At 61.6% G+C, this 13,860-nt stretch carries 13 protein-coding genes; 12 read left to right on the top strand and 1 reads right to left on the bottom strand.

Going from position 1 to position 13,860, the window contains the following annotated elements:
• Positions 1–164 precede the first annotated feature (164 nt).
• Together prpC and prpB are read left to right on the top strand one after the other, a co-directional pair.
• A complete protein-coding gene (gene prpC / locus GSQ83_RS20255; RefSeq protein WP_158804672.1) occupies positions 165–1,325 on the top strand; it encodes a 2-methylcitrate synthase in 1,161 nt (386 codons plus the stop codon).
• Complete coding sequence (gene prpB, locus GSQ83_RS20250; protein WP_158804671.1) at positions 1,322–2,242, top strand: methylisocitrate lyase; 921 nt, start codon at positions 1,322–1,324, stop codon at positions 2,240–2,242. Before prpC ends, prpB begins: the two co-directional genes overlap by 4 nt.
• 6 nt (positions 2,243–2,248) lie before the next feature.
• Here the strand turns inward: prpB and GSQ83_RS20245 are convergent, their stop codons facing one another.
• Complete coding sequence (locus GSQ83_RS20245) at positions 2,249–3,286, bottom strand: LacI family DNA-binding transcriptional regulator (protein WP_158804670.1); 1,038 nt, start codon at positions 3,284–3,286, stop codon at positions 2,249–2,251.
• Between the two features lie 233 nt (positions 3,287–3,519).
• Between GSQ83_RS20245 and GSQ83_RS20240 the strand changes: the two genes are divergently transcribed.
• The 10 genes from GSQ83_RS20240 to GSQ83_RS30680 all read left to right on the top strand — a co-directional run.
• Entirely contained in the window at positions 3,520–4,638 is a 1,119-nt protein-coding gene (locus GSQ83_RS20240; protein ID WP_158804669.1) for a sugar ABC transporter substrate-binding protein, read from the top strand.
• 99 nt (positions 4,639–4,737) lie between these two features.
• Positions 4,738–6,225, top strand: coding sequence for a sugar ABC transporter ATP-binding protein (locus GSQ83_RS20235; protein WP_158804668.1), 1,488 nt, complete (start codon positions 4,738–4,740; stop codon positions 6,223–6,225).
• Positions 6,218–7,210: an ABC transporter permease gene (locus GSQ83_RS20230; protein ID WP_158804667.1), complete on the top strand. Its 993-nt coding sequence runs from the start codon at positions 6,218–6,220 to the stop codon at positions 7,208–7,210. The genes GSQ83_RS20235 and GSQ83_RS20230 overlap by 8 nt, the downstream gene beginning before the upstream one ends.
• On the top strand, positions 7,207–8,196 hold the full coding sequence (locus GSQ83_RS20225; protein ID WP_158804666.1) for an ABC transporter permease: 990 nt from the start codon (positions 7,207–7,209) through the stop codon (positions 8,194–8,196). The genes GSQ83_RS20230 and GSQ83_RS20225 overlap by 4 nt, the downstream gene beginning before the upstream one ends.
• A gap of 22 nt (positions 8,197–8,218) precedes the next feature.
• On the top strand, positions 8,219–9,007 hold the full coding sequence (locus tag GSQ83_RS20220; RefSeq protein WP_158804665.1) for a glucose 1-dehydrogenase: 789 nt from the start codon (positions 8,219–8,221) through the stop codon (positions 9,005–9,007).
• Positions 9,004–9,777, top strand: a complete 774-nt coding sequence (locus GSQ83_RS20215; RefSeq protein WP_158804664.1) for an SDR family NAD(P)-dependent oxidoreductase — start codon at positions 9,004–9,006, stop codon at positions 9,775–9,777. Before GSQ83_RS20220 ends, GSQ83_RS20215 begins: the two co-directional genes overlap by 4 nt.
• 31 nt (positions 9,778–9,808) lie before the next feature.
• Positions 9,809–11,803 (top strand): pyruvate dehydrogenase complex E1 component subunit beta, encoded by a 1,995-nt coding sequence (locus tag GSQ83_RS20210; protein WP_158804663.1) that lies wholly within the window; start codon positions 9,809–9,811, stop codon positions 11,801–11,803.
• 68 nt (positions 11,804–11,871) lie between these two features.
• Positions 11,872–12,783, top strand: a complete 912-nt coding sequence (locus tag GSQ83_RS20205; RefSeq protein ID WP_158804662.1) for an alpha/beta hydrolase — start codon at positions 11,872–11,874, stop codon at positions 12,781–12,783.
• 54 nt (positions 12,784–12,837) lie between these two features.
• Positions 12,838–13,557, top strand: coding sequence for a CoA transferase subunit A (locus tag GSQ83_RS20200; protein WP_158804661.1), 720 nt, complete (start codon positions 12,838–12,840; stop codon positions 13,555–13,557).
• A partial coding sequence (locus GSQ83_RS30680; RefSeq protein ID WP_305782250.1) for a CoA-transferase occupies positions 13,557–13,860 on the top strand: 304 nt, incomplete at its 3' end. The genes GSQ83_RS20200 and GSQ83_RS30680, both read left to right, overlap by 1 nt.

The raw sequence follows: 13,860 nt of genomic DNA, 5'->3' as shown, positions 1-13,860 counted from the left end.
CTGGATGCGGATGAGGCGGCGCGGTTCCTGCAGGCGGTGCAGCTTCTACCCAAACTCAAGGCGTATGAACTTGAAGAGCTGAACGTGGCGCTCCCCGCCGCGGGGCTGACGATGAGCGACCAGCCCGGCATCTTCGCGTGCCGGACATGACAGGAGATCAAGTGATGAGCGAGACACTGGCCCCGGCGCCGAAAGCCAAGAAGTCCGTCGCGCTGTCGGGGGTCCCCGCAGGCAATACCGCGCTCTGCACGGTCGGCCGCAACGGGCATGATCTGCACTACCGGGGCTACGATATCCTGGACATCGCGGAGCGCTGCGAGTTCGAGGAGATCGCCTATCTGCTGATCCATGGCAGCTTGCCGACCGAAGGCGAGTTGCGCGGCTACAAGGCGAAGCTGCGCATGATGCGCGGATTGCCAGCCGCGGTTCGCTCCGCGCTGGAAAGCTTGCCGGCGGCGGCGCATCCGATGGATGTGTTGCGCACCGGCGTCTCGGTCCTCGGCTGCGTCTTGCCGGAGCCGGAGGATCACAACCCAAGCGCGGCACGGGATATCGCGGACAAGCTCATCGCGTCGCTCGGATCGATGCTGCTCTATTGGTATCACTTCGCGCAGGCAGGTCGCCGGATCGAGGTCGAGACCGATGATGACAGCATCGGTGGCCATTTCCTCCACCTGCTGCATGGCCATGCGCCTCGCGATAGCTGGGTGCGGGCGATGCATACTTCGCTCAACCTCTATGCCGAGCACGAGTTCAACGCCTCGACCTTCGCGGCGCGAGTCATCGCCGGGACCGGGGCGGATCTGCACTCAGCCATTGCCGGCGCGATCGGCGCTTTGCGTGGCCCGAAACACGGCGGCGCGAACGAGGTCGCCTTCGAAATCCAGAAGCGCTACGCCAACCCGGATGAGGCGGAGGCGGATATCCGCCGCAGGGTCGCGGAGAAGCAGGTGGTGATCGGCTTCGGCCATCCCGTCTATACGATCTCCGATCCGCGCAACGAGATCATCAAATCCGTGGCGCTCTCGCTTTCGGAGGAGGTGCATTCGCACAAGATGTTCTCCGTTGCTGAGCGTATCGAGGCGGTGATGATGGACACCAAGCGCATGTTCGCGAATCTCGATTGGTACAGCGCTGTGTCCTATCATCTCATGGGTGTGCCAACCGCGATGTTTACGCCGCTTTTCGTGATCGCGCGCACCACCGGCTGGGCCGCGCATGTGCTGGAGCAGCGGGTAGATGGCAAGATCATCCGGCCCTCGGCGAATTATACCGGGCCGGAGCCACGCGCCTTTGTGCCGCTGTCGGAAAGGGGGCCAGAGTGACCTACCTCGTCGGTTCGGAGAGTCCGGACACCCCTGCGGGCAAACGTTTCCGCGAGCTGCTCGGGCGGCCGGGCATTCTGCGTTTGCCGGGTGCGCATAACGGCATGGCGGCGCTGCAGGCCAAGGCGGCGGGGTTCGAGGCGCTATACCTGTCGGGAGCGGCTATGACGGCCTCCATGGGTTTGCCCGATCTCGGGATCATCACGGTGGATGAGGTCGGCTTCTTCATCCGCCAGATTGTGCGCTCAACCGGATTGCCTCTGCTGGTCGATGGCGATACGGGCTATGGCGAGGCGCTGAATGTCATGCACATGGTTCGGTGCTTCGAAGATGCGGGTGCCGGTGCCGTGCATCTCGAAGACCAATTGTTGCCCAAGAAATGCGGCCATCTGAACGACAAACGGTTGGCGACGGCTGACGATATGGCGGCCAAGGTCGCCGCAGCGGCACGCGCGCGGCGCCATCTGGTGATCATCGCCCGCACGGATGCCGCGGCGAGCGAAGGCATGGATGGTGCGGTGGCGCGGGCGCAGCGCTACATGGCGGCGGGCGCCGACGCGATCTTCCCGGAGGCGCTGACTACACGCGAGATGTTCGAGGAATTCGCGCGGCGGATGCCGGGGGTGCCGCTGCTCGCCAATATGACCGAATTCGGTCGCACGCCATTCTTCACGGCCAGCGAGTTTGAGGAAATGGGCTATCGCATGGTGATCTGGCCGGTGAGCAGTTTGCGGATCGCCAATAAGGCTCAGGCGCAGCTCTATGCGGCGATCAAGCGCGACGGCGGCACGCATAAGGTGGTTGATTCGATGCAGACCCGCACTGAGCTTTACGAGCTCATCGGCCTTAACGAGTTTGAGGCTTTAGATGCCTCGATCGTGCAATCCGTGGCGCCGGAGGCGATGCCGCAGGTTTGAGAGGTGTCAGCATTTCCGCCCGGTGCCGCGATCAATCAGCATCGGTGCGAAAACCTGAGACTCCCAGGCGAAGTCCCTATTGCCGACCAGAGCGCGCACCAGCGCCGCCGCGTGGCGGCTGACCTGGGCCACGGGATACTCGACCGTCGTCAGGGGCCGCGCGAGCACGCGCGAGATTTCGGTGTTGTTGAAGCCGACGATGGCGAAGTCGTCCGGATAGGCGAGGCCATGGTTGCGCATCGCTTCGATGAAGCCGAGTGCCAGTCCGTCATTATGCGCGAAGACCGCGGTCGGCCGGGTGCTTGATGCGAGGATGGCGTCAGCGGCCAGCCGGCCTTCGGACGATACCGCAGCCGCGGTGCTCAAGCCTTGCGGAATTTCCCGCATGCCGGCTTCCCGGCATAGGCGGCTGAATCCGGCCGCGCGGTTTTTGAAGGTCGCGACCGTCTGCGGCCCTTGGATCTGACAGATCACACGATGGTGATGCGTGGCGAAATGCTCCGCCACCAACGCCCCGCCCGCTTCATCATCGCAGGTGGCGGAGGGAAGATCGATCGCTGTGATGCCGCGCACCGCTAGCACCACGGGAACCTCCGCCGCCGCCTCCTCGAGTGCTTCGGCGTCGCCCTCGGTAGAGGTCAAGGAGATGATCGCATCGACTCGCTGGCTGAGGAATGTGCGAAGAAGATGCCCGACGCCGTCGGAACCGTCACCGGTTTCGGCGATCAGCGGCGTGAGTCCCGGTCCCTTGAGATGATCACGGTTGAGATCCGCGACGATCTCCCGCACGACTCGGATAAGCACCTCATTCATCATGTCCGAGACCATGATGCCGACCGTATTGGAACGGCCGCGCCGCAGCGTGGCGGCCATCAGATCGGGGCGGTAGCCGGCGAGGGTGGCGGCCGCGCGAATTCTCTCACGTGTTGAGGATGAGACGAGATGCGCCTTGTCGCTGCTCAGGGCGCGCGAGATCGTGGCGCGATCGACGCCGAGGTTCGCGGCGAGTTCGCGCATGTTGATGCGCTTTACCGGCTTCCGCATTCTCACGATCGTCTTTGCCTGAAATGGTGGCATCACCTCTGCTCAGTTTCCAGTTTCGGAAGCATCTTCTACAGCATGAGCCAATCTCGAATTCAGACTTGTAGTGGCAGAAATGATCTTGCGGACTCGGGAATCGAATCGACCTAAGCACAATTTCGAGGAGTTGTGCAATCGATTGACATGAGCGGCGTGACGGGCTTAGCCTTCAAAAAAATACGGGGACGAGCGGTCCAATGACACGAGCAAAATATTTGGCTGCACTGGGCGTCTTGGCCATCGGCATCGGCCTTGGCCGCTCGGCAAATGCTGCGTATGCGAAGTTGGATGGCAGTGGCAAGGAGATCGTGGTTCTCATGCCCAGCCGCAGCAATGCCTATTTGGCGCAGTGGATTCGCGGTGCGGAAAAGAGCGCCAAGGAAGACAATTACAAGCTCACGGTGATCGAGAATAATTTCGATCAGACCGAGCAGGATGCGCAGACCCAGCAGAGGATTTCGCTACCGCATCAACCCGCCGCCTATATCTGGTGGCCAGCCGATGATCGTGCCGGGCTCGCGACGCTGCGGCGGCTGAGCCGTACTGGCGTGCCGGTGTTTCAGGCCAATCAGGCGGTCCAGCCTTCCGCCAAAAAGCTCGTCAAAGCCTATGCCGGTGTCGACGATTTCTTCAACGGACAGGTTGCCGGCAAGAATGCCGAGGCGGCACGCGATGCTTACGTGGCGGCGGGCGGTAAGCTTTCCGGCGCTGGCGGCAATATCGTTATTCTGAAGTTCATCCCTGGTTATGCTGCGGGCGATGATCGAGAACGCGGCTTTCTGGACGCGACTAAGGACAAACCTTTCAACGTCATCGCGACCGAATATGCCGGCTTCGACAATACGAGCGGATACAAGGCGATGAGCCAGCTCATTCCGCGCATTCGTGCTAAGGGTATCAACTTCGTCTATGGCATGTCGGATGGCCCGGTCACGGGCGCCGTGCAGGCGCTCGAGGAGGCGGGGCTGAAGCCTGGGAAGGACGTCTATCTTGTCAGCGCGACCTGTATCGCGGATATCTCAGCGATCAAATCCGCCAAGGAATTCGCGACGGGCGTGCAGGCGGCGGGACTTGAGGGCTGGTTCGCGGTGAATGTGGTCGCGCGGTATTTCGCCCACGGCAATACGATTGTTCCCGGGCAGTATATAGCGCCGGCGACGCCTGACTCCCGCCCCGACTTCACGGAGGCGCCTAGCCAGGTGAATATCATCCCCAATCCGCCCGTCGTTGTTGGCACGGATGCCGCGAGAGCGCCGGCAGTTCTCTCCGATTTCAAGCTTTGGGGCCAGAGCTTCGCCGATCACTGCGTCTATTGAGGCTCCTGTGCGGCGTCAGGCATCTTTGACGGCTTAGAGAGAAACAGCGCATGGCAAGATGTGCGCTGTTTCCGGGATTATGCAGCGTGGTTGCAGTGCATGCTCGAAATACGTGATCTTTCCAAAAGCTACGGTGCCGTGGCGGCGCTTTCGAGCGTCAGCTTCTCGGCCGAGCGCGGAATGGTCACAGCATTGCTCGGCGAGAACGGCGCGGGTAAATCGACGCTGGTCAAGATCCTGTCCGGCCTCGTCGTTCCCACCAACGGCGGGATTTTCCTGGATGGACGCCCAATCGATACGACGACACCTGACCGCGCCAAGAAATCAGGTGTCGCGGTGGTCCAACAGGAGATCAGCGTTCTTCCGAATCTGACGGTCGCCGAGAACTTCATGCTTTCCGCCCGTTTCGGCCTGCTGCGCCGTGCCAAGGCAGCGGCGGAGTGCCGAGGCTATCTCGATCGTCTTGGCCTGAATAATGTCGACGCCAACCGGCCAACAGGCAGCCTGACTGTCGGGGAGCGGCAACTCGTTGAGATTGCACGGCTTTTGGCGCAGGACGCGCAGGTTTTGGTGCTTGACGAGCCGACGGCCGCGCTAGGTGATCGCGACATTGCTTTGGTGCACCAGGCGGTCCGGCGGCTCGCGGCGGAAGGCAAGGTGGTGCTCTACATCACCCATCGCCTCAATGAATTGGATGAAATCTGCGAGCACGGAATTGTGCTGCGAAACGGCCGTCTCGCAGACAGCTTCGCTACTTCGGAGGCCAGCATCGGCCGCGTAATCCACGCTATGATCGGCCGTGAACTCGACGAGCTCTATCCGCCGGTCGCTGAAAACGCGATCTCATCGGCTGAGTCGTCTCTGGTTCTTTCCGGGCTCCAGCCGTCCGCGTTGCACGGGCCCATCGATCTTGAGATTCGGCCGGGAGAGATTGTCGCGACTTCCGGCCAGATTGGCAGCGGATTCGTCGAGCCGCTGCGTGCGGCTGCGGGGATGGCAACGGTGGCCTCGGGCGATATGCGGCTATTCGGCAAGCCGTACGCGCCCCGCAATCACTTCGAGCGTTGCGCGGCAGGCGTGGCCTATTGCTCCGAAGATCGGCAACTTGATGGCTTCTTCCCTGACCGCCCTGTTTGGGAAAGCCTCAGCGCACCAGCCTTGGCGGCATCGGGGTTGTGGGGCGTGGCAAATGCGAAGCGTCTTCGTCGCGGCATCGACAGGGTTGCAGATCGGATGACAATCTCGCCCAATTATCGCGGGCGGGCCGTGCGTGCGCTCTCCGGTGGAAATGCGCAGAAGGTATCTATCGGCAAATGGTTGTCGAGCGATCCGCGACTCCTGCTGGTCGAGGAGCCAACGCGCGGCGTCGATGTCGGTGCACGCGCCGAGGTCTATCGCCTGATCCGTGATTTGGCCGACCAGGGTCTTTCCGTTCTCTTTGCCAGCACGGATCTCGATGAGGTCCTCGGCTTTGGTGAACGTGTCGCGATCTTCCACAATCGCCGGCACGTGACGACTCTGCCGACGGCTTCCCTGACCCGGGACGGCCTCGCGACCTGGATCACCCATGGCAGCCAACATGGCTGAAGGCGCGGGCACCCCGATAGTTGTGGATGGCGAGACGCCAGGTGTGTCTGGGCGCTGGGGCGGCTGGATGCAGACAATCGCCCCTATCGCGCCGATCGTCGTGATTTTCGTGCTCGCGGCGGCATCGGTGCCGGGCTTTGTGAGCGGGCCGAATCTTATCGCGGTCGTGCAGGCTTCCGCGATTACCGGCATCGCGGCCATCGGCGCCGCAGCTATCACGATCGTTGGGAAATTCGTGAGCCTCGCGATCGAGCAGCAAGCCGTAACGCTCGCCTATGTCTTCACGGCGATGCTCATGGTCGGGCAATCTCTGACGGCGGCGATAGCGGTGACTCTTGTTGCGGCCATCCTGCTTGGTGCTGTGCAGGGCTATCTCGTGTCGCGCGGTCTCAACCCAATCGTCGCGACGCTGGCTTTTGGTTCGGCATTGTACGGCAGCGTGGTGTTGCTGTCGGACAACCGCACGATCACACTTCGACAGAATCCTGTCGCGTGGCTCGGCGGTGGCACGAGCTGGGGTGTCCCCAATCAGGCCATCGTCTTCCTGGTTCTCTTGGTGATCGGCACGCTGTTTCTGTCGCGCACGCGATTGGGACGGCAGCTGGTGCTGACCGGTGCCAATCCGAAAGCGGCTGAACTCATCGGCATCCCGGTTCGAAAACTGGTCGTCATCGCCTATGTTCTGGCGGCGATGGGCTCCGCTCTGGTCGCGATCCTGGTTGTCGGCCAGGTGTCGCAGGCGAGCAGCAATATGTTCGACGGTCTCACCATCGACGTTGTGGCGGCTATCCTGGTCGGCGGCATCGCTATCCAGGGCGGCGAGGGACAGCTTTGGCGAGCTGGTGTTGGGGCCTTGATCCTCACTATGTTGTCGAACGTCATGCTTCTGCTGGGACTTGACGCGGGTGTACGGCTGCTGCTGAAGGGCGCTCTGGCGGCCGCTGTTCTCCTCACGATGACGGTCATGAAGGGGCGGGGCCGATGAGCGCGCTCGCCCGGATCGACCGCGGCCTGTGGCTCCGCATTATTCTCAGTATCGTGTTGCTGGTTGCCGGTTCGATCTTGATCGACGGATTCGCAACTACCGCGACGCTCGCTTCTATCACCGAAAATGTCGGGCTTATCGGACTTGTCGCGGCCGGTCTCATGCTGACCATGGTGGTGGGGCAGCTCGATATCGCCGTGGCATCGGTCGCTGCGGTTTCCGGCATTATTGCCTTGCTGGCGGGTCAAAATTCGTTGCTGCTAGGTATTGTCGCGGCGCTCGCGGCGGCTGGTGTCTATGGCGGCGTGATCGGCTGGATTATCGCCCGAACCGGCGTGAGTTCCCTTGTTCTGACGGTGTGCATGCTGATCGGTCTGCGCGGGCTGGCGCTGGTTCTGGTGCCGCAGGCGCCTGCAATCCTTTCCGACGATCTGTTCTGGGTTTCCGACGGGCTGGTCGCGCGCATCGGGCCGACGTCGCTGCTTGGTGTCATCGGTCTTGTCATCATCATCGCCCTCGGTCTCGCAATGCGCGGCACCCGGCTGGGATTGTCGATGTATGCGGTTGGCGGAAACGTGGAGCGGGCGAGAGGTTCGGGCGTCAACACAACGCGGGTCTATGTGGCGGCTTTCGCCGGTTCGGCTTTGCTCGCGGGGACAGCGGGCATTTTGGCGTCGCTTCGGTCGGGTTCGGCGTCGGGCACCGGCATGGATAGCCTATTGCTCGACGGCGTGACCGCGGCCGTGGTTGGCGGAGTTTCGCTGGAAGGCGGGCGGGGCAATATCATCAATGTGCTGCTCGGCGCGCTTATTGTTCGCATCATCGCGGCGGCCGTGGCGCTGGAGGGCGTGCAGAGTTCGGTCGAGAGCATCGCGACTGGCGGGGTCTTGCTCGCAATGCTGCTGGTCGACTACGCGCTCGCGCGTCGGAGTGGTCTGCCATTCGCAAATAGTTGGCGCGTGCTCGCTGGACCCGTGCGGATATGAACAGGCTTTGGGGGAGGATCGAATGAGCGCCAAAACGAAAGGCGGAGCTGTCGTCACAGGTGCCGCACGCGGCATCGGAAGACAGATCGCGGAAGGCTTGGTGGCGGATGGCTACGGCGTTGTCATCGCGGATCTTGATCCGACGACAGGCGAGGCGACGGCGCGAGCTTTGACAGAAGCCGGTGCCACTGAGGCGATTTTCGTCAAGGTCGATGTCACCGACCGGGCGACCATCAAGGCGGCAATCGAGGCTTGCAGGCTTCGCTTCGGCAGCCTCAATGTCATGATTAACAATGCCGGCTTCAACAAGCCGGAACCGTTTCTGGAAATCACCGAAAAGACTTGGCGCGCCATACTGGAAGTCAACTCCCTTGGCGTTCTTGTCGGCATCCAGGAGGCGGGTAAGGCGATGATCGCCGATGGGATCAAAGGCAAGATCATCAATACCGCCTCGATCGCCGGCCGCACCGGATTTCCGGACTTCGCGGCTTATTCGGTCAGCAAGGCGGCGGTGATTAGCCTGACGCAAGCGGCTGCTCGCGCGCTGGCGCCGAAAGGCATCACAGTGAATGCCTTCGCGCCGGGTGTTGTGGCGACGCCACTTTGGGAACAACTCGACAAGGATCTTTATGCCATGGGCGCAAGTGCCGCACCTGGCGAAGCGATGAGTTCGCTCGCCAGCCAAATCCTGCTCGGCCGTGTAGCCGATCCGAAGGATGTGGTCGGAACCGTGAAATTTCTCTGGTCTGAGCAATCGGACTATATGACTGGCCAAGTGCTCGTCATCGATGGCGGGATGGTCCTGCAATGAGCGCGCGGGTTGCAATTCTTACCGGCGCTGCGGGCGGCGTCGGGCGCGCGGTCGCCGAGCGCTTCGCGCGGGACGGCTGGTCTCTGGTTCTCGTCGATACGGCCGATGTTGTGCATCAGGTTGCGGCCGAGGTGGATGCTTCGGCAGAAGGTCGAGTTGTCGGCGCCGTCGCTGACATCACCAAAGCCGAGAACCTCGATCCGATCGAAAACGCACTGCGCGAAATCGGACAGCCGCTCAAGTTTCTCGGACTGATCGCTGGTGTGTTGCAGGAGGTCGGGCCGATCACGACGCTCGACATGAACGAGTGGGACCGCGTGATGAACGTGAACCTGCGCGCGAATGTACTGATGATCCAGCGTTTCGTGCCGCCCCTCAAGGAGTCTGGGGGGGGCGCGATTGTCACGGTCTCGAGCTGGTTTGGCCGCAGCGGTCACGGGCTGTTCGCCGCCTATTGCGCGTCAAAGGCGGGGCTGATCTCGCTGACTCAAAGCGCGGCCGCCGAACTCGCGGACGACAATATTCGTGTCAACTCCGTGGCACCCGGCAATGTCGCAACCCGGATGCATTTCGCGGCGTTGCAGGAGGAAGCCGACAACCGCGGTGTGAGCTTCGAGTCGATGAAGAAGACGGAGTGGGACAAGATCCCGCTTCGCCGCGCGGCGGAACCCGCGGAAATCGCGGCGGCCATCGCCTTTTTGGCCGGGCCCGATGGAGCCTACCTCACGGGTGCCACGATCGATGTCAACGGCGGCGTCCTGTTCACCTGAGAGGGTGACGGACCGAAAGCAAGAGGTCATCATGCTGGAGCAGACGCCGCCTGCAACCGCTGAGCTGGAGACGCGATATCGCGATCTCTGGCGCATCCGGCTCTTCGAGGAACGCACGATCGAATTGTTCAAGAAGGGTATCGTGAAAGGCACGGCGCATTCTTGCGTCGGCCAGGAGGCGATCGCCGTCGGTGCCTGCGCCGCACTGGAGGAGCACGATACGATCGTGACGCATCATCGCGGTCATGGTCACTGCATCGCCAAAGGCGCCGATACCACGCGCATGATGGCCGAGTTGCTGGGGCGAGAAACCGGTTATGGACACGGGTTGGGCGGCTCGATGCATATCGCGGCGCTGGATCGTGGCGTGCTCGGAGCGAATGGCATTGTTGGCGCGGGCCTGGGTATCGGCGTTGGTGCCGGTTTGGCGTCTCAGGTTTTGCGGACGGGCCAGGTGTGCATCGCCTTCTTCGGTGATGGCGCCTCGAATGAGGGGCTGTTCCACGAGTCACTGAATCTCGCGGCATTGTGGCGGCTGCCGGTGGTCTTTCTCTGCGAGAATAATCGCTACGGTTTGTCGCTTGGCGTCGCGCAGGCTTCCGCGATGCCGCGTATATCCTCGCGCGCGGCGGGCTATGGAATTCCGGGCGAAACGATCGACGGCAACGACGTTCTGGCAGTGGAAGCGACTGTCGCGAAAGCCGTTGCCCGGGCGCGAGCGGGGGAGGGGCCAAGCCTCATCGAGGCGATGACCTATCGCTGGGGCGATCATTCGATGCGCTCGAATTTGCCGCGCTATCGGCCCGAAGAGGAAGAACAGGGCGCGCGCGAAAATGGCGATGCAATCGAACGGTTAGGCGTCGTGCTCTCCGATCGGCAGGTTGGGGATGATCGGCTCGCCGCGTTGCGGGCGGAGGCGGACGGCGAGATCGTCACGGCCATCAATGTGGCAACGGCTGCGCGGGAACCGACGGAGGCTATTCTGGCCGGTGCGGTGTCCTCGCCGCACGCGACGGCGATTGAGCCGGAAAAGGGCGATCGGCAGCTTTTCTATGTCGAGGCCATCCGGGAGGCGATGGATCAGGAATTGGCGCGTGATCCGCGCGTGGTTCTGATCGGCGAGGATGTCGGGAAGATCGGCGGTCTCTTCAGCTGCTCGAAGGAATTGCAGACGACTCACGGTGAAAACCGCGTGCGCGATACGCCGATCTCCGAAAACGTGCTCATCAATGCCGCGGTGGGTGCGGCACTCACGGGGCTGAGGCCGATTGTCGAGGTGCAGTTCTTCGACTTCGTGACGCATATGATGGACGGGATCGTCAATCAGGCGGCGAAGCTGCGCTTCATGCTGGGGGGCGATGTTCCGGTTCCGCTAGTTGTGCGAGGGCCGCAAGGCGGCGGCATTCGTCTGGGCGCGCAGCATTCGCAGTCTCTGGAAGTATGGTTCGCGCATGTGCCGGGGCTAGTCGTGCTCGCGCCATCCGACCCTTATGATGCGAAGGGGCTGCTGGCGGCGGCGATACGGGACGACAACCCGGTGATCTTCCTTGAGCACAAGATGCTCTATACGAACAGCAAGGGTCCGGTGCCGGAGGAGACGTATATCATACCGATCGGCAAAGCGGCCGTTAAACGCGCCGGCAAGGACGTGACCATCGTTGCCACTATGGCGATGGTTGACGCGGCTTTGAGCGCGGCGCGGGAACTTGCGCGTGATGGCATCGAGGCTGAGGTGATTGACCCGCGAAGCATTCGTCCATTGGACACCGCGACGATCTTGACCTCGGTGCGGAAAACGAACCGTTGCGTGGTCGTCCATGAAGCCTGGAAGACCTACGGTTTTGGCGCGGAAATCGCGGCAATGATCATGGAAGAAGCCTTCGACGATCTGGATGCGCCGGTCGAGAGGGTTGGCATGCGCGGCATTCCAATGCCGTACAACGCTGACCTCGAGCGGCTTTTGATCCCAAATGCAAAAGATATCGTGGAGGCGGTGAAACGTGCTTGCTACGTGAAGACGGGCTGAGGCGACTTCGGCGCCAAGGCGTGTGGCTACCGAATGCAATCGAAGACGAATAAGCTGGAGAAAGCGACATGGTCGAGAGACTGGATGTAGAATTTAATTCCGAAGGCACGACTTGTCGCGCCTGGCTGTACAAGGCGGATGGCGGCGGTCGCAAGCCGACTGTGGTTTTGGCGGGTGGCTGGTGCTACGTGCGCAGCATTGTCATGCCGACCTATGCACAAGCCTTCGCGAAAGCCGGAATCAACGCGATGGTTTTCGACTATCGCAACCTTGGCGACAGCGAGGGTGACAATCGGCAACACCTCGACCCGTGGGCACAGATTCGCGACTACCAGAATGCGCTTTCTTTTCTCGAACGACACGAGTCCGTAGATCCGGATCGGCTCGGAGTCTGGGGTATTTCCTACTCCGGTGGACACGCTTTGATCCTGGCCGCCACCGATCCGCGTGTGAAGACGATCGTCAGCCAGATCCCGGTGATCGATGGCTACGAGAATATGCGCCGCGCCCATGGAACCATGGAATTCCGCCGCCTCTGGGCAATGATCCTCGATGACCGTCGGCTGCGCTTCGAGAAACCCGGCGAACGTCTTTACATGCCACATGCGACGGAAACCTCAGACACCGAGGTTTCGTCGTGGCCCTTCCCAGAAACCGTCCGCACCTTCATGGCGATCAAGGAGAAGGAAGCGCCGCTGTATCAGAACAAGAGCACGGTCGAGTCCGTGGACTTGCTGATGAACTATGACGTCGGGCCGTTTGTGAAGCGTATCTACAACACGCCAACGCTGATGATCGTGGCGGAGGGTGATGACCTAACCCTGTGGGATCTGGAGATCGGCGCCTTCAATGCAATTCCGAGCGTGCGGAAGAAGCTCCATGTGATCCCACATACATCCCATATGACGCTATATTCCGATCAGTCCAAGGTCGAGAAGGCTGCTAGGATGGCGACCGATTGGTTCGTCGAGACGCTATGACCTTGGCTTCGGCCGCTGGGCAGCCGGCGTCCGAACCTCAGAAGGACGCGTGATATGCGGCAGAAGCGTTATCCCGATGCGGCGGCGGCGCTCGGCGGATTATTGCGCGACGGCATGACCATGATGGCTGGAGGTTTCGGACTCTGTGGAATCCCAGAGAAGCTGATCGAGGCGATCCGGGACAGTGGCGTGCGTGGGTTGACCTTCATCTCGAATAATTGCGGTGTCGATGATTTTGGCTTGGGCTTGCTGCTGGCCAGCGGGCAGATCGATAGAATGATCAGCTCCTATGTCGGCGAAAACAAATTATTCGAGCAGCTCTACCTCGCCGGACGCCTGGAGTTGGAGTTCAATCCGCAAGGCACGCTCGCCGAGCGGATCCGCGCGGGGGGCGCCGGCATTCCCGCTTTCTTCACCAAGACCGGGGTGGGCACGATCGTGGCGGAAGGCAAGGAAATCCGGCGCTTCAAGGGCGAGGATTATGTGATGGAGACCGGGCTTGTCGCGGATCTTTCGATTGTAAAGGCCTGGAAGGGCGATCCGGAAGGGAACCTCGTTTATCGGAAGACCGCGCGCAATTTCAACCCGATGATGGCGACTGCGGGCACCGTGACGATCGCGGAGGTCGAGCATATGGTGCGGCCGGGCGAATTGGATCCTGACCATATCCATACGCCGGGGATCTACGTCGATCGCATCATCGAGGGGCAGAACTACAAGAAGCGGATCGAACGTGTGACCACCCGACTTCGCGCGCGTCTGGAGGTTGTCTGATGGCATGGACCCGGGATGAGATGGCGCATCGCGCCGCGGGCGAAATCCATGACGGGTTCTATGTCAATCTCGGCATCGGGATTCCGACACTCGTCGCCAACTGGATCGCGCCCGGTCTGACAGTCACGCTGCAAAGCGAGAATGGCATGCTGGGAATAGGCCCATTTCCCTACGAGGATGAGGTCGATGCCGATGTCATCAACGCCGGCAAGCAGACTGTCACAGAAATTCCTATGACGAGCTACGTGTCGAGCGCCGATAGCTTCGCGATGATTCGTGGTGGGCACATGGACCTTTCGATTC

The organism is Acidisoma sp. L85, assembly GCF_009765865.1.
Taxonomy (GTDB): domain Bacteria; phylum Pseudomonadota; class Alphaproteobacteria; order Acetobacterales; family Acetobacteraceae; genus Acidisoma.
Note: the sequence above shows the minus strand (reverse complement) of the source record. Positions and strands in the feature narration are given on the sequence as shown.